This is a genomic window from Sorangium sp. So ce124 (assembly GCF_051525235.1).
In the GTDB taxonomy this organism is placed as follows: Bacteria; Myxococcota_A; Polyangia; order Polyangiales; family Polyangiaceae; genus Sorangium; species Sorangium atrum.
Genome location: NZ_CP150312.1, coordinates 12656817 through 12677241, shown reverse-complemented (window position 1 = coordinate 12677241; position 20425 = coordinate 12656817). Strand labels below are relative to the sequence as shown.

At 69.1% G+C, this 20425-nt stretch carries 13 protein-coding genes and 2 pseudogenes; 5 read left to right on the top strand and 10 right to left on the bottom strand.

Annotated features, from left to right (window positions below; genetic code table 11):
• The first annotated feature begins 437 nt into the window (after positions 1–437).
• A complete protein-coding gene (locus WMF19_RS47495; protein WP_437896383.1) occupies positions 438–3698 on the top strand; it encodes a serine/threonine-protein kinase in 3261 nt (1086 codons plus the stop codon).
• Positions 3699–3717: 19 nt separating this feature from the next.
• On the opposite strand, the gene WMF19_RS47490 is transcribed toward WMF19_RS47495, so the two are convergent.
• Positions 3718–5589 (bottom strand): hypothetical protein, encoded by a 1872-nt coding sequence (locus tag WMF19_RS47490; RefSeq protein WP_437896382.1) that lies wholly within the window; start codon positions 5587–5589, stop codon positions 3718–3720.
• Positions 5590–5746: 157 nt separating this feature from the next.
• Here WMF19_RS47490 and WMF19_RS47485 point away from each other — a divergent pair, with 157 nt between their 5' ends.
• Entirely contained in the window at positions 5747–7132 is a 1386-nt protein-coding gene (locus WMF19_RS47485; RefSeq protein WP_437896381.1) for a sigma 54-interacting transcriptional regulator, read from the top strand.
• Positions 7133–7226: 94 nt separating this feature from the next.
• On the opposite strand, the gene WMF19_RS47480 is transcribed toward WMF19_RS47485, so the two are convergent.
• The 3 genes from WMF19_RS47480 to WMF19_RS47470 all read right to left on the bottom strand — a co-directional run bounded on the left by WMF19_RS47480 (position 7227) and on the right by WMF19_RS47470 (position 10542).
• Positions 7227–7805, bottom strand: coding sequence for a hypothetical protein (locus tag WMF19_RS47480; protein ID WP_437896380.1), 579 nt, complete (start codon positions 7803–7805; stop codon positions 7227–7229).
• Between the two features lie 502 nt (positions 7806–8307).
• Entirely contained in the window at positions 8308–9489 is a 1182-nt protein-coding gene (locus WMF19_RS47475; protein ID WP_437896379.1) for a protein-glutamine glutaminase family protein, read from the bottom strand.
• 312 nt (positions 9490–9801) lie between these two features.
• On the bottom strand, positions 9802–10542 hold the full coding sequence (locus WMF19_RS47470; RefSeq protein ID WP_437901758.1) for a pectate lyase family protein: 741 nt from the start codon (positions 10540–10542) through the stop codon (positions 9802–9804).
• Between the two features lie 649 nt (positions 10543–11191).
• On the opposite strand from WMF19_RS47470, the gene WMF19_RS47465 reads away from it, so the two are divergent.
• From WMF19_RS47465 to WMF19_RS47455, 3 genes and pseudogenes are all read left to right on the top strand, one after another.
• The gene (locus tag WMF19_RS47465) at positions 11192–11386 is read left to right on the top strand and encodes a hypothetical protein (RefSeq protein ID WP_437896378.1); all 195 of its coding nucleotides are present in this window, start codon (positions 11192–11194) and stop codon (positions 11384–11386) included.
• A gap of 530 nt (positions 11387–11916) precedes the next feature.
• A pseudogene (locus tag WMF19_RS47460) lies at positions 11917–12135 on the top strand (RICIN domain-containing protein); the annotation flags it as partial.
• 1386 nt (positions 12136–13521) lie between these two features.
• A complete protein-coding gene (locus WMF19_RS47455; protein WP_437896377.1) occupies positions 13522–14037 on the top strand; it encodes a lipase family protein in 516 nt (171 codons plus the stop codon).
• A 207-nt stretch (positions 14038–14244) separates the two neighbouring features.
• Here WMF19_RS47455 and WMF19_RS47450 read toward each other — a convergent pair.
• The 6 genes and pseudogenes from WMF19_RS47450 to WMF19_RS47425 form a co-directional block, all read right to left on the bottom strand.
• Positions 14245–14430 (bottom strand): annotated as a pseudogene (locus WMF19_RS47450) (ABC-2 family transporter protein); the annotation flags it as partial.
• A gap of 45 nt (positions 14431–14475) precedes the next feature.
• Positions 14476–15765, bottom strand: a complete 1290-nt coding sequence (locus tag WMF19_RS47445) for an outer membrane protein assembly factor BamB family protein (protein WP_437896376.1) — start codon at positions 15763–15765, stop codon at positions 14476–14478.
• Positions 15766–16099: 334 nt separating this feature from the next.
• The gene (locus tag WMF19_RS47440; protein ID WP_437326079.1) at positions 16100–16852 is read right to left on the bottom strand and encodes an SDR family oxidoreductase; all 753 of its coding nucleotides are present in this window, start codon (positions 16850–16852) and stop codon (positions 16100–16102) included.
• A 103-nt stretch (positions 16853–16955) separates the two neighbouring features.
• Positions 16956–17540: a TetR/AcrR family transcriptional regulator gene (locus WMF19_RS47435; RefSeq protein WP_437896375.1), complete on the bottom strand. Its 585-nt coding sequence runs from the start codon at positions 17538–17540 to the stop codon at positions 16956–16958.
• Between the two features lie 260 nt (positions 17541–17800).
• Positions 17801–19306 (bottom strand): carboxypeptidase regulatory-like domain-containing protein, encoded by a 1506-nt coding sequence (locus tag WMF19_RS47430; protein ID WP_437896374.1) that lies wholly within the window; start codon positions 19304–19306, stop codon positions 17801–17803.
• 400 nt (positions 19307–19706) lie between these two features.
• Positions 19707–20420, bottom strand: coding sequence for a TetR/AcrR family transcriptional regulator (locus WMF19_RS47425; protein ID WP_437896373.1), 714 nt, complete (start codon positions 20418–20420; stop codon positions 19707–19709).
• Positions 20421–20425: the final 5 nt, after the last annotated feature.

The window sequence follows — 20425 nt, the reverse complement described above, 5'->3', positions numbered from 1 at the left end:
ACCTCATCCCCGAGGGCGACGGCGCGGCATAGGGTGCTTGCGAGCGAGGCGACCACCGCAGCCCTTCGCGACGGATCGGTCACGGCGAGCTCCCCAAGCCCGGGGCTTGGCCGCTGGGCCCGGGTTGGGTCCACGCCCTCCGAACGGGTGCGATTCGTCGTCACGCTCTCCTCAAATCCCCGGGAACGCGACGGATCGCGGCGGTTCGCCCCCGCGGAAGAGTCCCGCCAGAATTCCGCCGCTGCGTCCACGTCAGCGCGGCCGAGGCACCGAGCTCCTTCGCGAACGCAAGGAGCACGGGGCTGGTGAAGCGTTCGACAAGTTCGTAAACATTTTCGCAAGGGCTCGATCTTCGACACGCCCGCGCTCCAGGCGTGGCGTCGCAAACGTGGACGGTGTCAGGAGCGCCAAGCTACCCTCCCACACAGAGGGCTCGCGTGACGTCCATCGAGGTGAGCGAGGGGGCAATCTTCGCCGGCCGTTATCGGCTGATTCGCCGCCTCGCCGCCGGCGCCATGGGCGCGGTGTACGAGGCGCATCACCTCGGGACCGGTCGCCGGTCGGCGCTCAAGGTGATGCTCTCCCACATCATCGAGCGCCCCGAGCTCCGGAGGCGATTCGAGCTCGAGGCGCGGGTGACCGCGCACGTCGAGAGCCCGTTCATCGTGGAGGTCTTCGATGCCGGGGTCGACGACGCGACGGGGGTGCCGTTCCTCGTCATGGAGCTGCTCCGGGGCGAGGAGCTCGGCCAATGCCTGCGGCGCGTCGGGCGGTTCTCGCCCGAGGAGGCGCTCGCGTGCCTGCACCAGACGGCGCTCGCCCTCGACGAGACACACCGGGCGGGGATCATCCATCGTGATCTCAAGCCCGCAAACCTCTTCCTCAGCGTGCGCGCGGACGGCGGGCGGCGCATCAAGATCCTCGATTTCGGCGTGGCGAAGATCATCGCCGAGAGCACGGCCGGTGGTGGCGCGACCCAGACCGTGGGGACGCCGCTCTACATGGCACCCGAGCAGTTCCGGGGCCGGCGCGTCTCGGCGGCGACTGACATCTACGCGCTCGGGATGATGGCCTATACGTTCCTCGTCGGCGAGGCGTACTGGGCCGATGAAAGAAAGGAAGAAGACAACCTCGTCGCCTTCGCGCTCGACGCGGCGTATGGGCCGGTGGAGCCGGCGAGCGCGCGCGCGGCCAGGAGAGGCGTCTCCCTGCCCGACGGCTTCGATGCATGGTTCGCGCGGGCGACCGCCGTCGATCCGGACCGGCGTTTCCCCACGGCGACCGCGGCAGCGCGCGCGCTCGGCGACGCGCTCGGCATCGCTGACACGGCGCCCCTCGACCTGCCTCGTCCGGCCCTCGGCAGCGTGGAGGAATCCACGGCGGAAACGGCGGCGGCCGCGGAGGGCGACGGCACCGTCGAGGACGGCGAGGCGCGGCGCGAACCCGCAGGGACCGCTCAGGAAGAGACCGAGTCGGCGTTCCCCGAGGGCTCGACGGCGCCAGGCTCGACGTCGGAGTTGGAGCCTGCAGCTCCCGTCGGAGCAGGAGGACGGGCGGCGCCTGGAACATCGGCGTCTCCGCCGCGCGCGTCGTCGCCGCCCGGCCGACCTCGAAAGATGGGAATCGGGCTGCTGGCGTTGGGGGGCGGTGTGCTCCTCGCGGTCGCCGGCGCATCGGTCCTCGAGCGGCAGATGCGCGCGCGAGCCGTGCCTCCTTCCGCCCCGGCCGCGCCCTCTCCCGTCTCGCCCCTGCAATCGCCGTCCTCGGTGCTGGCGTGCCCGCCCTTCGACGCTTCGGGCGTCGACGCGCCTGCAGGTTGGTTGGGCGCTGCTGCGGCGTCCCTCTTCTGCGAACGAGCGCGCGTCGCGCTGGGTGGCTCCTCCGGGCGGACGCTGATCCCCGCCGAGCTCCTGTCGCTCCCGGCGCAGCCCGTGGACCGGTTCCCCGAGGATCCCTACGCCGCCCCTGGAGCACGCGCGAAAGCGGTCGAAGAGGCACGCCGGCGAGCGGCCGCCTACGTCGACGGCGAGGTCGTCAGCGAGGGCTCCGGCTTCCGGATCACAGTCACCCTCCGCCGCCCCGACGAGGCCGAGATCGACCGTGCCGCGGGCGCCGGGCGCGCCCTCTACGAGGCCGTACGGGACGCGATGAACCCTCTCGCCGAGCGGGGCTCGCTCCCGGCGGCGCCCTCCCTCGACGCCACGATGGCCGATTTCTCGCGCGCCCGCGATGTCGGCGGCGCCCTCGCGCTGCTCGACCTCGCCGCGGCCATGAGCAACAATGCGGGCGGGCTCCCGGACGAGTGCTCCCGCGTCGCGGCGAGGAGCGCCGATCTCGCGGAGCTCGCGCGCGCCGAGGGCCGCCATTGCGCCTACACGCTCGGCCTTCCGCTTCCGGAGGTGGAGCTGCCTCCGCGCAGCGAGCCTGCGTCCTCGGGCGAGCTCGCCGCGCGCGCCCGCGTCGAGCACGTGGCGCTGCGCAGGGACGATCCGGCCACGATCGCCGAGCTCGAGGGCCGCTTCGCGCGCGAGGCCACGCCGCTCGGGCGCTCGACGCTCGCCACGTCCCTCTCGTGCCTCCTTCAGTCGCCCGACCCGAAGCGGGCCGCGGAGATGGCCCTGCTCGCGGTACACGCGGATCCGAGGAACCCTATCGGTGAGGGCTGCGCGCCTTGGCTCCAGCTCCTCTCGGTGACGTATGGCACCACCAGCGCAGGGGCGACGCTGCGGGCGATGCAGGCCTGGGTGCCCTGGAACAGCTATGGTTGGCTGTTTCAGGCGAAGGTCCCGGGCGACAAGGCCGCTGCGCTCGTGCATGCCCGGCGCGCGTATGTCCTCTCGCCCCTCGACACGTCCGTGGCCGGCACCCTCGCGGACCAGCTGCTCGCCTCGGGCGCGCGCGAGGAGGCGCGGGGCATCGCGGTGGCGCTCGCGACCGGGGGGTATCCCGTCCACCGCGTGGGAAGCGATCTGCTCCTCGTCCGTATCGAGGCGAGCGAGGCCCGGTTCGGCGCTGCGCTCGCGCGCGCGAGACGAGCGATGGTCGTCTCCGGGGACGACGCCGGCTGGCTTCGCGTGCAGCGCCTCGAGATTGCCTGGCGCGCGCTGCAAATCGCGCTCGTCCTCGGCCGCGCGCCGGAGACCGCCGACCTCCTCGTGGAGCGATTCCTCGACCCCGAGCCTCCACCGCTCGACGGCGCATACCTCGACGTCCCGCTCCGGCTCCCTGCGATCTGCGCGCACGCCTCGCCCGCCGTATCCCCCCGCTGCTTCGCCCGGTTTCGGGAGCTCCGGCAGCGCCTGTCGTACAGCGCCCTCCCGGACGCGGACGCCTTCACCGAAGGCGCCGAGCGCTATGCGAAGGGAGATCCCGCGGGCGCGGCGCGAGCGTTCCGGCCTCTGCTCAGGACGCCGGGGCCGTTCGTCGAGGTGCTCGCCGAGCCGATGGTGGAGACGTTCGAGCGCACGGGCGAGAGCGAGCTCGTCGCGCGGCTGGAGGCGGCGATCGCCGATCGCTCGTCGGAGCTCAACGGGGCGAGCCTCGCGCTGGTGCGCGCTGCGCGTCGCGCGGCCCGGCGGGGGGAAGACGACCGCGCGCGGGAGCTCGCGAAGCGGGTGCTGGACGCGTGGTCGGTGGCGGACGAGACGGTGCCCGCGGTGGCGGAGATGCGGCGGCTGGTCGAGGCGCCGGCGCGGTGAGCGGAGCTTTGCTCGGGGATCAGCCGCAGGTTCCGCCAGCCAAGGTCCGGACTTCGCGGACACAGAGGCTATCCCAGGCGGTGGTGCAGCAGAAGGGATCCGCGCGGCAGACGCTCCTCGCGATCGAGCTGCAGTCGCTGAAGAGCGCTGCGCCGGTCGCGCATTCGTCGTGGGAACACTCGGTGAGCGCGCACTCGCTCTGAAATTCGTCCACGCAGATGCCGTCCCAGGCGCTATTGCAGCAGTAGGGATCCATCTTGCAGATCCTGGCCACGCAGCCGGGCGAGGAGAGGGCCGGCACGTCGCAGCCGGGGGTGAGCTCGTCGCCTGAAGTGGAGAGCGGGTGGTTGCAGGTGCCTTCGACGCACTGCGCGCTCTTCGCCACGGTCTTCACCTCGGCGACGCATTGGGCGTCCCAGGCGACGTTGCAGCAGTAGGCGTCCGCGGCGCAGACGCTCGTCACGACGGGGCTGCATCCGCCGTCGAGCGGGGCCCCCGTCGTGCATTCGCTGTGGGTACACTTCTGCGCCAGCAAGCAGGATTTGGTGTCGCTGGAGAGGGCGCAAGGGTCGCTGAGAAAGACGGTGACCCCGTGGTGCCACGGAGGACGGACACGCTGCTCCCCTTCGCAATCCAGGTACGCCGAGCTGGGAGCCTCGCTCTCGCCGAAGCAGAGGTGGGTGGTCGCGGGCGCGGCACGCTCGTCGCCGTCCGGCGCGGCTCGACAAGGCGAGGGCTCGTGCGGGAGGCAATCCTCGCCGGCGGGGCCTGCGCAGAGCCGGTCGGCGAGATGTGCCTTTCCGAGGCTCCAGATGTCGCTGTAGCAGGCGTATCGGCTCTTCGTCCCTTTGAAGACATCGCCGAAGAACGAGCCCTCGCGGTAGGTGAAGACGTCCTCTTCCTTGGCGGGATAGTGGGCAGGGGTGCCAGGAGAGGGATGCACGTCGAGCTCCGGCGGCAACGGCTCCTTGGAGCTCGGCGACGCGAGCATGACGCTGAACAGGTCGCCGGGCGGGCAAGGGAAGGATATCTTTTCGTCCTTGGCGAAGTCTGCCACGAAGCCCGCATAATAAGGTAGCTCCGGGGAGCTCGCGACGTCCGGCTGGTCGTGATCGCAACCGTAAATACCTCGGCACACACGCACCATGGGCTGCTCCTCGAACAGAAGCTCGCGCTCCAAGGTGACGGAGGTCTTGGGCTCGCACCTGCCCACGTAGGCCGCCTGCCAGCCGCAGTCGCGCTCCTTTTTGCCTTTGGTGACGTCGGTCGTGCATGCCTCGAAGCTGGCGATCGGCTTCCGGTCGCGGAGCTCTCGCTCGACCCGAACCTTGTCCCGGAGCACGAAGAGGCTGGCATCCTGGCCGCGGATCGAGATGGGGACCTGCCTCTCCAGGGCGTTCATCCGCGCAAGAACGCAGCTCGAGACCACCTCGAGGCAGCCCTGCGTGGGTACGTCGCCCCCCCAGCTGCCCAGCGGGGACTCCTTACCGCAAAGCCCGAGCTGGCCCTGCCAGGTGAATGTCCCGGCGCGGACCTTGGCCGTCACTTTCTCATCGGGATCGAGCGCGCACGAGACGATCACGTCCATGAGCTCGTTGGCGTCGACAGCGCCTGCATCCTTGAATAGCTCGGCAATGCGGGGGTCCCTCGACAGGATCACGTCGAGCTCGTGGGTGTCGAGCCTGTGTTCCCTCAGCTTCTCCAGCAGCAAGATGTTCCGGGCGACCGCTCTGGGTTCGAGCCCATTCTGCGGCATCTCGAAGCCCGGGGCCCTCAGGGCCTGCCGCGTCGAGGCCGCGACTTCACCTTCCATCATGTCTCCGGCGCTGCACCCCAGGGTGACGACGGCGGGCACGACGGCGAACGAGGCAATGGTGCGTCGAAAGCTCATGCCCAACGCCCTACAAGACCCATGCCCACCCGTCGAGCGCCCCTCCGGGCGCTCGGTCTGCAAGGCGCAGGTTGCAGTGTGGCACCCCCTGTTGCGTTCCAATGCCCCGTTGCGCCTCGGCGACGCCCGCTCGGAGATGGTGTATGCAGAAAATGCTATGATCGACTTCCAGGACAGCAGAACGCTCTCCTCCACCGAGGAGCTCAAGGAGCTCGGCGACGCCCACCACCACCCCCACGTGTTTCTCGTCCTCGCCGCGCACCGCCCGCTGGCTCCTCCCATGCGCTTCTCGCTCGCGCAGCTCGACGAGCTCGTCATTGGCCGCGGGACCGCCCGGGAGGTCGAGGCGATGACCGTCGCTCGCCGACTCACGGTTCGCACCGACGATCGCCGCATGTCCTCGACCCACGCGCGCCTCGGCAAGCTGCTCCAGCGCTGGGTCCTCGACGACCTCGGATCCAAGAACGGCACGCTGGTCGACGGCGTCCGGACGACCCGGGCCGAGCTCGAGGACGGCAATCTGATCGAGCTCGGACAGAGTTTTTTCGTTTACCGGGAAGCCATTCCCTGCGATCCGGACGATCCTCCCGTGCTCGACGGGGCAGCTTTGCGTCCGGAAGCCCTGGGCCTCGCGACCGTGCTCCCTCAGCTCCATCGCGTGTTCGAGAGGCTCGTCCCCATCGCGCGCTCGACGGTCTCGGTGCTCCTTGCAGGCGAGAGCGGCACCGGCAAGGAGGTGATGGCGCGCGCCCTCCACGCGCTCTCGCGGCGGCCCGGCGGTTTCATCGCCGTCAATTGCGGCGCGCTCCCCAAGGACCTCGTGGAGGCCGAGCTGTTCGGCCACAAGCGGGGCGCCTTTTCGGGCGCGACCGAGGATCGCCCCGGCCTCGTCCGCAGCGCCGACCGGGGCACGCTGTTCCTCGACGAGATCGGCGATCTGCCGGCGCCCGCGCAGGCGGCCTTGCTCCGGACCCTGCAGGAGCGCGAGGTCCGCCCGATCGGCGGCACGCGCTCGATGGCGGTCGATCTCCGGGTGATCGCGGCGACCCACCGATCCCTGGAACGGATGGTCGCCGAGGGGGCGTTTCGCGGCGATCTCTGGAACCGCCTCGCCGGCCACAAGGTCGAGCTCCCCCCGCTCCGCGCGCGCCGCGAGGACCTCGGCCTGCTCACCGGCGCGCTCCTCGCCCGCTTCCCGCCGGAGCACGCCGCGCGGATCCGGATCCACCCGCGCGCGGCGAGGGCGATGCTCCACCATGACTGGCCGGGGAACGTGCGGGAGCTGGAGAAGTGCCTCGAGACGGCGGTGGTGCTCGCGGGGGAGGAAGGGCTTGTCGGGCTGGAGCACCTCCCCCCTGCGGTGCAGCGCGCGCTGGAAGGGTCGGGAGCAGAGGATGCCGCGCGGCGGGAGGAGCTCGTCCGGCTGCTCGGCGTGCACAAAGGGAATATCAGCGCGGTGGCGAGCGAGATGGGCAAGGCGCGGATGCAGATCCAGCGCTGGCTGAAGCGGTATGGGATCGACGCGGAGCGCTTCCGGAGATAGCCGCGCTCCTGACCGACGACGGGCGCGACGTCGACGAAGGGCAGCGTCCCACGCGCACGTGGACGCGGTCATGTGTGCGTGGGACGCGCGTGGCTCACTGGCGACACACCTGCTGGTAGTCGGGGCAGCAATCCCCGTTGGCCGTGCAGAGGTTGTCGCAGAAGCACACAGCGCCTGTACCATCGGGGTCAGGGCCGGCCCCGCCGCAGAGCGTCCCGCGCCTGGCGGTGCATGTATACAGGTTGCTGCGCGCCTCGAAGCTCGTGGCCCTGCACTCGCCGCCGCCCCAGAACGCGTTCGTGTGCACGTGGAGCCTCGCGCGACAGTCGGTCGGATTGCTCGGGTTGACCCAGCTGTGGAACTCGCAAGCTCCGTTCCCGGTCCAGCTCACGTTGACGTTCACCCGCTCGTACCCCGGGGAGCACGTCCCGCCGAATACCGGGTAATGGTCCTCTTCCATGATGTTCCCGCCGTAATGACGGCTGAAGCTCGCATGCACCCGCGGCGCGCCGACGGCGAGCGCCTCGGCGTCGCTCCCGACGGCCTCCTCGTCGGCGGCGCCGGCGACCTCCTCGCGATCCTCGCCAAGGTCGCCCGTGTCACCCGCGTCGACGGCGCACCCGAACCCGAACAGCGAAGCCAAAACGACCGCACACGTATTACGGATGAACATGATTCGCTCCTCATGAAGAAGGAAAATTCTGATCGTCAGCGCGACGGCATCGAGCGCTCTTCAGCGCCCCAGTTCATCGCGTCGCGGCGACGCCATGCCGTTTCGCAACGGCCGTGCCAGACGAGAGATCGGCTGCTTCCACGTGCGCCGCGCGCGCTCCGGCTGCGCTGGGGCGTCCGCATCCCGCCGCCCTCGGCGGGCGCGGAACCGCAGGGATCCTGGGACACGCCGCGCCGGAGCACCGGTCGACGCCGCGCTCGCCCCTGCCTGCTCCGACACCTCGTCTCGTGGCCGCCGTGCTCGTGGAGGTCACGCGCCGGCTGGCCAGCCTGGGTGCAACGGGGGTGCAACCGGGTGCAACACCGCCGCTCCCCGCGCCGGCCCTGGCATGCACCGCGCGATGACCGCGCCGCAGTGGCTGAAATCCAGCGTGCCTGGAGCCTACGCTGCGAGCGCTGACTTCAATTGCGCGTTCCGTCGACGACGAGCACCTGGCGCGTCATCATGGAGCGAATGACTGAATGTGAAGGTCCATCGGCGGACTCGCGAGCTCTCCGTTCGACACCGTCACCTGATAGTCGCCGGGCGGATACTCCTGGCTGATCAGGATCCTGCGGAGGTTGCAGGCCTCGATGGGCGCGAGCTCGTCGATGCCGTTTCCGGTGATGCGCACGGTCGTCCAGCCTTCGACGAAGTTGTCCCCGATGACGTAGAGGGGATACCAGACGGGGCTGTCGAACTGGTCCGACGCAAAGCGCCGGATGCTCGGTGGGAGGCCCGGATCGGGCGTGGGCTCCGGCTCGGCGCAGGGGCCCCACGGCGGACAGTCGCCGAGGACCCGGTACGGATCGCGCCCGAGGATCTCCTGAACTCGCCATTCGGTCAGGAGCCGCGAGTACATGCTGCCATACGGGTTCAGGTTGGGCGGCGGCGGCTCCACGGGCACAGCGTCGAAGCACCCCTCCCCCAAAGCGTGGTCGCGGCACAACGCGACGTCGATGTCGCCGGCGACGCTGAATTGAGAGAGCCACTCCGCGATCGGGAGGGGCCGCGACGGATCGATGGCGGCGTCCAGGATCATGAGCTGCCCACCGACCCGGACCACGGGCGCGACGTGGCCGGACCACGTCACGGTTCCGGACGGCTCGTTGGCTGTCTGGAAGACCAGCCGCTTGCGCGGCTTTGCCTTGACCCTGGCAAAGTAGGGCGTCGGATAGTCCCATTGGTGGAAGAAGTAGACCGCTGTCTCGGCCCGCTCCTCGCAGCCGTTGTCGGCCGCGAGCCAGGGAATCCGCCGCAGAAACTCGGGTTGCTCCGGCATGATGAGCAGCCGGCTGTCGCGGATCGCGGCGAACCCGGAGCTCAGCTGCTCCTCGGTCCACGTGGGAATGCAATCGGCTGCCAGGCTCCCGGGCGGGCCCTTGAGCTCATCGAATGAGCGCGGACCGTCGGGCAGCTGGCAGGTCCCGCTCGCGCTGCCTCCAGGGGATCCTTCGTCACCCGGCGAGCCCGCGCCGGACGGCGAGGAGTCGGCGGCGTCCTCCTGCAGCGCTCCCGTGTCGGAGCGCTCGATGTCAGGAGCCTGATCGGAATAAGCGCCCTCGTCGCCTCCACAGGCCGAGGCGGCCAGGGCCACCCCCGCGCCGCACAACACTCTTGCAAGAGTAAAATAGGACTGTCGCATGAATCTATTCTCCCTGCGTAAGATATGAAGCGCCCCGAGAGGAGCCGTCACGCTCGGAGCATGTCGGGGACCGCGGGGTGCGGCGCACCATAGCGCCGCTCGCGGTACCCGCAAGGCGGACATCGACGATTCTCGACGCTCGGCTGGCTCCTGCTCCGCCGCTCGACGGTTACCGGGTGGATGCCGGCAACCGCGGTCGTCCTTCGCTCGAACCGCATCGGAGTGCGCCGTTTTCCTGCTGTGCGCAACCACGCACCGCGACGCGAGATTGCCACGGCTCCGTTCTCCGCGCTGGGCGACGTGTTTTGCCGCTCAGAGCTTTCCCACTCCGGCCGACGCGGGAACGACCGTCTTCACGTCGTTCGTGTCGCTCGTCAGCACAGAGGAGTACGCGTACGGGATGTCCGCCGTGCAATTGGCGGGATAGGCGCGCGACGTGCGGCTCACCTCGACGTTCGAGATGCGCTCCGTCTTTCCAGGCGAATCGGACGGCGTGTAGATCGAGTAGTGGAGCGCTTCGTAGTAGTTCCGCTCGACGCGCACGCATGTGTTGGCGCGGATCTCCGTCGCGTCCTTCGCGCCGACGATGTAGTTGTTGAAGAAGTGCCCCACGGCGCCGCGGTACATCGGAACGCGGAGCAACACGTTCTTGTAGTGGTTGTGGTGCATCGTCACCTTGCGATCGTCGTGGAGATCGTCGTCCGCGGCGCCCACCAGGCCGCCCTTGTGGTGATCGTGCAGGTATGTCCACGAGATGGTGATGAAGCCCGTCCGGCCCTTGATGTCGATCAGACCATCGTACTTGTCCTTGTCGGTCTGGGCGCTCGGGTCCTCGGAGTACACCTCGCAGTGGTCGATCCAGATGTTCTTGCTGGTCCCCGAGATCGAGATGACGTCGCCCCCGTTCACGTTCGCGGGCGTGGTCGTCCCCACCAGGGTCGCGCGCAGGTTCTGCAGGATGACGTTGTTCTGGCTCGAGACGTCGATGCCCACACCGTCGAGGAAGGCATCCTTGCCGATGCCGACGATCGACTTGTTCGACTTGACGCGGATCCGACCGCCGCCCGATCCGTTCGTGATGCGGCCCTGGACGAGGATGACGTAGGGTTGGCTGGCCTCCGCGTAGCTCTTCAGCTCGGCGTAGCTGTCGACCGTGACCGTCGCGCCGGCCTGGCCGCCGGTGGTTCCGCCGTTCAGCGTGGCGAACCGATCGGCTCCCCCACGATACCGGCGGCGCTGCCCGGAGAGCCACCCGTGCCCGAGCCGCCGGTCGCTCCGCCGCTGCCGTCAGCGCCGCCGGTCGCTCCGCCGCCGCCGCTCGACGTGCCGCCCGTGGAGGGCTCACCGCTGCTGGCCGTTTCGCCCGTCGAATCACCGCCGCTCCCAGCACCGCCGGCAGCGGAGCCTCCCGTCGTGGCGCCCTGCGAGCTGCTCACGCCCCCAGAGCTGGTCGCACCGCCCGCAGCCCGCTCTCCGCCCGTAGCGGCGCCGCCGCCTGAGCCCACCTGGTGGCCATCGTCCCCGCCCTCGCCGTCGGAACAAGCGACCAGAATGCCCAAAGCGAGGAAAATCGGGGCGGTTCGAGAGATCCGGGGTGCGCGGCGAGCAAGGCGGAAAGGAAGGGTCATGGTGGGCTCTCGGTTGCCCGAGCGACCGGAAACCCGTCATCAAATTTCATCCCCCTTCGGCGGCGCCGGGCCAGGTGTCGCCCATCAAGGGCCCGGCTAGCATCGCTCGGCTGGCAGAGAGCGAGTTTTGGTTCGGACCGAACGGCGCGTCCGGGCGCATCAGCCACGACATCGCCGAGCGCCTCGCCTGGGGCGACGCTACCGACCCGCTCTTCCAGGAGTACGTCGCGCAGGCCCATCTGGACGCAGGCGCCAACGGTGAACGTTGAACCCCGGCGATCCCATGGCCGCGATCTTCACGGGCCCGACGCGGGACGCGAACTTTACGGACACGGGACCGAAGACGTGCCGGGGCCGAGCAGATACGTCCACTCGTCGACGGTGACCAGCACGCGACGTCCTTCACGACCCGCTCTTCGTAGCGCATGGTCTGGTGCGAGGGCGGCGCGCGGCACGTGCCAGGCTTCACGCGTTCGAGCGGTTCGCTGCGTACTCGTCCGCGGTTTGCCCGTCTATACCTGTCGCCCCGTTCTTGCGCGCGCGCCGGTACGCCTCGCGGCGCCACTCGATGTCGAGGCGCCCGCGCAGCGGGGCGAAGCGCCTGGCGGCGCGCGAGCACGGTGCCGCCCTCGCCAGGCGACGGAACGACAATTAGCAGTTCGATCTCATCCCTGCGAGCGCAGGCTACGTCAACATCGTCGCCCGTCACACCCGCGAATGCGTCGATGTGTACCACGTGAGCACCGCGAACGACGCGTCCGCCATCCAGTAGTCTTGCAGTAGCGGCAACAACCAGCGGTTCAGTGTCGTCGATGCAGGCAGCGGGTACGCGATGCTCGTCACCAAGCACAGCGGCAAGCACCTCGACGTCGGGTACGCCAGCACCGCGGCCGGCGCCCGGATCAGCCAGTGGCCCTACGCGGGCTCGGACAACCAGTTTTTCGCGGTCGGACCGCGGCCTCTCGCTCGGCGCCGAAGCCAGATCTCGCCCAGGCCGTGTGCCTCGGCGGGCACCTGAAATGCGCACGGTACGCGATACGGCGTTCGACGACCTCGTCGCTGCATGCAGAGGACATGCGCTCTACAGCGGTGCAGCCCTTTCAACGTACGGTCCGCGGCGCTGCGGACATCGCTACTTCCGGTGGGGGGGGGGTGAGCACGACAGGGGTGCACGCCATGGCTTGAGAGGCTCTTTCAAGAATGTCGCGCGCGCCGCTCTACAGACGACCACGGCTCGGCTGACACGAGCACTCCAATGCAATCGAAGTCAATTTTTATAAATTTAAGAAAAATCCCACCCGCGCCCTGGATCCACACTTGCAAGCCGCTTCATCACACGACGATCACTCACCACGATGATGCCACGCCGTGACACATGAATCATCATGCTTCACGTTATGCGTTGGCGACTCAGTAACCATGCGGAGAACATATGATTATCGGTAGATTTCGTGTACCAGGAGAGGCGAGGCGTAGAGAAGTCGGAGAACGGGAGCCCGAGGGTCTCAGGGGTGCCGAAGGTCTCCGGGGTCCTGCGGGTCCCCCGGGTCCCCCGGGTCCCCCGGGTCCTGCGGGTCCCCCGGGTCCCCCGGGTCCTGCGGGTCCCCGGGGTCCTGCGGGTCCCCCGTGTCCTGCGGGTTCCTCGGATTCCGCCGGTTCTTCGGAGCCTGCGGGTCCCCCGGGCTCCTCGGATTCTGCGAGTCTCCCAGCTCCTGCGAATTCCCTGAATCATTCGATTTTTATGAATTCTGAAGATACTCCGGCTCCTTCAGTTCCACCAAGTCCTGAGTGTCCCCCGGAAGGACCTCGGTTCCCGGGTCCCGGGGCCCCTCCCAGGACTCCTCGGGAGCGCCCATATACTTCAATCGATCCAATAGGCGGCCATTACGAACTTCCCGAAGACCTGCTGAACACGCAAGCCGGCGTATACAATGCCAAAATCGCCGAAATTCTCGCCTTTGCCGCAACATGGACATACGCCGACTTGCCAACATTCGCCGAACGCATGCATCGCCGTGGATTCGGCGACAGCGAATGCGTCTCGGTTGGCATCCAGAACGAGGCCCTACTGTTGGACGTCAGGTCGGTTCTCGTACAGAGCCCCGACGGAAGAATTGCCGTTTTGTGCTTCAGAGGAACCGAGCCCACGAATATAGTAAACTGGCTCACGAACGTAAACGCTCCCAAAGAACCATTCTATTCTCGTGGATACGTTCATGGAGGCTTCCATCGGACGATTCTCGCACTGAGAGCCGTCCTTGCAAAACTGCTCATATTTGCTGCCAACGGTCACTCCATCAATAGAGCGGCAAAAGAAATCCAGGACCGATTAGCGACTCAACTCAACAACGACTCAGACTGTGTAAATGAACCACGGCCCCGCACAGATGAGCCATGCGCTCGCATGGCTAATCCACGGAAACGACAGAAGCTGGAGGCACTTTATATCACCGGCCACAGCCTAGGCGGCGGCCTAGCCGTGCTCGCAGCGGCACTGATCCAAGACGACGAGGCCTTTCAGGTCGTAAGAGAGAAGCTAAGGGGCGTTTACACATTTGGACAGCCCATGGTTGGCGATAGCGCATTCGATCTGGCCCACAGAGAGATCCTCAACAAAATACTATTTCGCCACATCTATCGCAGAGACATAGTACCGCGTCTTCCACCTTTTTCAATGGGGACGTTCGTGCACAATGGAGCGCAATACAATTCAACAGACGGCGGCTGGATGCCCGTGCCGAAACCTGTGAATCGCATGTACACCGCCAGCCTGAGCAATTTGATTGGGGTTATCGCGTGGGTCGCGCAGCAGGTTTTTCCATTTGGCTGGATACGTTTCCCGGTTTCCTGGGGAGACCATTTGCCGCTAAATTACCTGCGTACGTCGATGGCTCTGTCTCCAGGGGTCGAGGTGGAGTGAAGTGCCATCGGCATAGCGAGTGGCTTCGCGGCGGCCCCCGAAAAGGCCCCCGTGGAGGGTGCTCGTCGCGCGGAATGGGATAGGCCTTTGTTTGAGCGCGAATGAAATCCTGGGCACATCGTGCGACGCACACCTGGCACAGGACGTGCCACGCGAGTTCTGCCCGTTCCCGCCTCCCGCGACGAGCAGCGGGCCTGCGGGGATCTAGCTCACGGACGCGAGCGGCACGACGAAGGTGAAGAACCGCCGGAACCAGTCGCGGTACAGGGTCAGCGGGTACTGCGCAGCCTCCGTGCCGCCGTATGTCCACGCGTTCATGATCTCCAGCGACTCGACCGTCCAGAAGCACAGCGTGGCCTGGAGCACGAGGAGCCCGTAGAACACGCAGGCGCCGCCGTCGCTCGCGCCGGCGCGAGCAGCGGGCGCGCCAAGGCGGCTTCACGGAGCGCCGGCCGCGGTGGTGCGGCGTGGGACGCCAGGCCACGCAGCCTCCACGGGCCTCGGGCCGACGGCCGCCGCGGTGAGCCCGTCGGCCTGCACCACGCACGCCTGGACCGGCCGCCCGAGCGACGCGCGCCCCGCCACGGCCCCGCGCTGCGCGTCGAGGAACGAGATCCCGCCGTGTGCGTCGCACAGCGCGAAGCCCCCCACGTAGGCGGCGCCGCCGAGGAAGTCGGCCTCGCCGGCGTGGGCCCAGGCGAGCGCGCCGGAGCGCGCGTCGAGGCCGACCGCGGCCCGGTAGTACGTCGCCACGAAGCGCTCCGCCTCGATGCCCGGCGGACCGGCCGGCCGGGGGCGGGCGTAGAGCCGCGCCATGTCTCCGGCCGAGGCGGTCGGCGCGAGCACCTCGGTCCCGGCGGTCATCCAGACCGGCGCCCCGGGCAGCTCGCGCGCCGGCAGCCGCGCGGTCGACGCGCGCCCGGCCGCGCCGAGCGCGATCGAGGCGTCGAACCGCGTCGCCGCCTCGCCGCCGAAGAAGACCGCTCCGCCGAGCAGGAAGGCGCGGCTCACCTCGGTGCGGAGCAGCGCCCGCGCCACCTCGCCGCCGGTCTGCAGGTCGAACACAGTGACGTAGCGCCCCTGCCAGGGCAGGAACGCGTAGCGCCCCACGACCGCGGGCACGCCGATGGCGGCGGAGTCCTCGATCTGGCGCAGCACGAGGCCCTCGCGGCTCACCGCGAGCACGACGCTCGTGGCGCCGGTGGTCGACACGAGCGAGACCACGGTGGTCTCACCGTCATCGCCCGCGCCGCGGAGCCTGCCGCCGGCGCGCCGCGTCCAGAGCAGCTCCCCCGTGCGCGCGTCGAGGGCGAACAGCTCGCCCCGGCCGAGCCCGACGACGACGCTCCCCGCGATGGCCGGGCGCGCGTCGAGCGGGTGCGCGAAGGTCCACGCCGGGCCGCCGTCGAGCGGCACCCCGACGAGCTCGAGCGCCCCCGAGCCCGCGACGACGCCGACCGCCACGTCGGCGCCGAGGGGGATGCGCCTGCCCGCGAACCGCTGCTGGAATGCCGCGATGCCCGCGCCGCCGTCGTCCTTCCAGCGCGGGTCGAACGCCTCGCCCTGCGTCTGGCCGCCGCCGCAGGCCACGGACAGGGCCGCGAGGGCAGCGCACACAGGGACGAGCAGCGCGCGGGCGCGGGCGGCGGCGCCGGGCGAGCGCGGGCGCCGGGTTCGACGGCAGGCCGTGGCCGGAATAGCCCTGTTCAATTCAATGATTTCGGGCATTTGTGTCCACGTTCCGGCGATCCCCCGCGTGCGATGTGTTCCTGCGCCGGTCGTAGCGTGGCTTCGGCTCGCCGAGCAAGCGAGGGGCTCCTGCACACGGGTCTCGGTACGGTGCTCGTCGACGACGACGTCGCCGTGAGCTGCGAATCCTCAGCAGGTCGAGCGCCTCGCGTTCGCCGCCGTCCCCGCGGCGCTGCGGGCGATCGCTCCCGGCGGCGCCCTGCTCGCCGTCACGCTGGTGGAGGACGAGGCGTAGGCGCGCGCCGTCGCGGCCTTCAACGAGGTGATCGCGCAGGGCTGCGGCGAAGCTCCCCGCGATGGCGGCGTTGGCAGCTCACGCCAGGAAGGCGCCGTCGATCGTCAGGCTCACGCCGTTGATGTAGGTCGACTCGGGCCGGGCCAGGTAAGCGACGAACCGCGCGATCTCGTCGGGGTCGGCGATGCGCTTCTCGGGGCTCTGGTTGCGCACCCAGTCGACGTGCGGGCCGTCGGCCGGCATCATGTCGGTCGTCGTCGGGCCAGGCTGGATGTTGACGACCGAGATGCCGCGCGGGGCGAAATCCAGCGCCAGCCCGCGCACCAGCCGTGCGACAGCAGCCTTCGTCATCCCGTACACGGTCAGGCCGGCGAGCATCGCGCGCTCGGCCGTGTTGCTGCCGATGACGAAGATCTTCCCGCCGCGCGAGAGGTGATTCGCCGCGGCCTTGGCGGCGACGAACACGCCGCGCACGTTGACGGCGAGCATCCTGTCGAAGTCCTCGAGGCTGTATTCGTCCACATTGCCGAAGATCAGGATGCCGGCGTTGTTCACAAGGACGTCGAGCCCGCCGAGCACCCTCGCGGCCTCGGCGATCGCGCCCTCGAGCGCGCTCGCGTCGGCGCTGTCGGCCTGAAGGGCGACGGCGCGCCCGCCCTCGGATTCGACGGCCGCGACGAGCTCTCGCGCCCGGTCCGGACTGCTGACGTAAGTGAAGGCGACCGCCGCGCCCTCACGCGCGAAGCGCTTCACGAGGGCCGCGCCGATGCCGCGCGATCCGCCGATGACGATCGCCTTCTTCCCTGCGAGCGGCCTGATGTCGTTGTTCATGTCGAGCTCCTTTGCGTCGCTGGCTGTTGTGTGCTGGTCTACTTGAACGATCAGTCAAAAATAGCGCGTAGCGAGGGCGCGGTCCGGAGCGGCCGCCGCGCGCTCAGCGCGGGCGCAGGCTCTGGACCGCGAAGGCCGCGACGTCGCGGAGGGCTTCGGTCGACGCGCCCGCCTTGGCCTGCACCTTCATCCCGCTGAGCGTGGCTGCGAGGAAGCGAGCGGCCTCGCGGCTGTCGATCGCGCTGCCGATGTCGCCCTCCGCCTTGCCGTCGTCGATGACGTCCTTCAGCACGGTCTCGAGCAGCGCGGCGCTGGTCGCGGTGAGCGCGCGCACCTCGTCGTCGTCGCGGGCGAGCTCGCAGACGGCGTTCACGCCCATGCAGCCGAGGGAGCGCGCCGCGCCATGCTCCTCGGCGAGGTCGACGAGGACACGCTCGAGCGCCGCGAGCGCTGTCGGTCCGGCCCGGAGCGCCTTGATCACCGAGGCGATGCTGTCGGCGTTGTAGGCGCGGAGCGCCTCCAGGAAGAGGCGTCGCTTGTCGCCGAACGTGTCGTAGAGGCTCTGTCGGCCGATCCCCATGGCACGCACGAGATCCTCGGTCGAGGTGCCGGCGAAACCCTTCTCCCAGAAGACCGGGATGGCGCGCCGGAGCACCTCGTCGCGATCGAACTCCTTGGGACGGGCCACGGAGAGAGCATGAACGTTCTGGACTGACAAGTCCAGAAAAAAAGGGCTGCGCGACGTGGAGCCTGGGCGCCACGCGGCCGAAATGGAGCTCCTCGGCGAGCACGACGAGGGTGTGAAGGTGTCGCAGATCCATATCCGAGGAGGATGGTAGACGCGGGCGTCGCGCTCCGGGCCGGCAGACGAGCGCAGGCGACGACACCATCGCCGCTCGCATCGCCTGGGAGATGCGCGGCCGCTGGCGACGATCGCGCTGAGGACGGTCAGGGGGCGACCGACTCGGATCCTGGCGAGCAGTCCCCCGCGAGGGTGCTGCAGCTGAGCCGGTTCTGCATGAAGCTCACCCGCCGCGGGATCTCGACCTGCTTGACGAAACTCGAGAGGACGCCGGTGCCGTCGGGGCCGGGGGTCGCGAACGGCGCCACATGATAGAAGGTGGCGAGCTGCTGGGTCTCCGCGTTATGGCACCCGTTGCAGGTCTGCCCGGCGAACGCGTGGCGCAGCGGCTCGTCCGCGCCGGGGAAGACCCATTTCGTGGCGGAAGGCACGATGTTGCCCTCCGCCTCGCCGCCGAGGAACGAGGGGTCGAGCGGCGTCGCGCCGGCGATGATCCCGGTGCGGTTCGCGAGCAGGAAGGCCTCGAGGCCGGCGTCGCCGTTGAGCTGCTGGTCCGGCGTCTGGGCGGCCTCCACGAGCCGAAGGAAGGCCTGGTAGCCGGTCGGCTCGGGGACGAGGTGGAACTCCCGCCACGACCAGGGAGCGCCCATGAGGTCTTCGCTCGTGCGGAGCTGGGCGAGCGCGCTCGCGTTGGGGTTGCCCATCGTGCTGCGCTCGGCGCCGCGCTGCGTGAAGAGATCCGTGATCTCCTGGAGCTCCTGGTTGTACTGGACGCCGAAGGCGTGCTGCCCGAGCGCGTGGAAGCGGGCAATCCAGCTGTGCCGATCCGGCGCGATCGAGTTGGTCGGCAGGCGGTACTCGAAGATCACCGTCATTCCACCGATGAAGTGATTCGGCGGAACGATGCCGAACACGAAGCGCGCCTCGCCGCTGCCGCTCGCGTGCAGGTCGGTCCGGTTGAAGATGCCGAGGAGCCGGAACGGCGCCTGCGCGACATCGAGCTTGCCGTCCGGCCGCGTCGGCCAGAGGTTCAGCAGCGAGAGCGTCCCCCGGTTCGTCGTGGGATAGCCGTTGATCGTCAGCGGCTGGAAGCCCTCCAGCCACTCCGCCACGAAATCCGCAGGATCGACGCCGCTCGGGGTCATCTGCTCGATCAGGTACCGGAAGCTCCAGGGCCCGCCCGTCGCGTTCGAGGTGCGCGCGTCCTGCGTGACCGACGGATCGACGATCGCGATCTCCTTGTAAGGATCGACGGCCGGGCCCGCGCCGCAGGCGCCGGCGCAGGTGAAGCTCTGGATCCGATCGGCCGTGACGCTGCCGAGGTTGACCGTGCTTGGCGTGATCGTCGCGCCCGGCTTGGACGGGGTGAGCGTGTACGTGCCCGCGGGCAAGCCGGTGAAGAGGAAGTTGCCGTGGCTGTCGGTGACGGCCTGCGCGCTCGCAGCGCCGCTGAGCTGGACGATGACGCCGCTCATCCCTGCATTCGAGGTGTCGTTGCCGACGTGCCCCGCGACCGAGACGGCGCCGTTCAACGCAGCCTCGGCGATGTCCAAGGATGGCTGCGCCTCGATCGGCTCGACTCCGCAGGACGAAAGGACAAGGGCAGAGAGCGCGAGCAGGAGAGAGGGCAAGGGGCGTAACCTGGTTTTCATCGACAAGGATCCTTTCACGACAGGTGGAACGGGCGCGCGGCCGTGCTCGCCCGATCTTGGGCCTCTAAGAAGGTCGGGACCCCGGTCCGTCAAGAGATTTTACATTACTTCACAGGCTTTCCACGAGGCGGAGCGCCTGCGCGGCGTCTCCTCGGCGCCGGAGCACGTGATTTCCGGCATCGAGTGCCCCCCACTGGCAACCCGTCGGTCCTCGCCGCGTTCGCCCTCCGACGACGACAGGCCTCCTCGTCGCTGAGCGACGCTAGTTAGGTGGCGAGGGATCGCGGCCGCAGATCTCGTCGAGTCGATCGGTGTCGTTCAGCCTGCCGGTGTCGCACGTAGAGCAGCCTCTGTTGATGGCCTTGCCGATCCGCAGATTTCTGACCCTCCTCGGGCATCATCACGTCGCTGAGGACGCGATCGGGCGGCCCGCGATTCCGGCGAGGATTAGGTCGATCCCGGCGAGGAGCTCCTTGCGGTCGTCGTGGCCGGGGAGGTGGGCGGCGACGCTCCGCGTGAACGGGTACTCACGGGGGTCGAGCTCGCGCCAGCGCGCCGCTGCCGCCTCGAGGAAGTCGACGCGGTTCGTCGACGGCGCGAGCTCGCGGCGCGCGAACTGGCTCGCCGTGGCGTTCTGGATGCTCACGCCGATGACGTAGCCGAGCAGCGTCGACGCCGCGGTGAACTGGGCGCGCCCGCGCACGCCCAGCGCCTCGACCTGGCGGCCGAGGCGCTCGTAGATCCGCAGCATCGCCGTCTCCCACGGAGCGCGTGAGAGCTGCGCGCCCACCCACGGATGCGCCTCGATCGCGTCGAACACGCCGAGCGCGATGCGATGGATCGCCTCGTGCGGCCTTGTCGAGCCGCGCACCTCGCCCATCGTGCGCGCGACCACGGCGTCGGTCGCGGCGACGAGGAGCTCGCCCTTGTTCGTGACGTGCCAGTAGATCGCGCCCGGGCCCGTCGCCAGGCTCGCCGCGAGCGCGCGGAACGTCAGCCCATCCTCACCGTCCGCGTCCAGCAGCGCGATCGCCGCATCGACGATCCGCTCGCGCGTGAGCGCCTCCTCGCGGCGCCTCTCGCGCTCCGGCCCTCGCGTCGACTTCTTCGCCAAGGCTC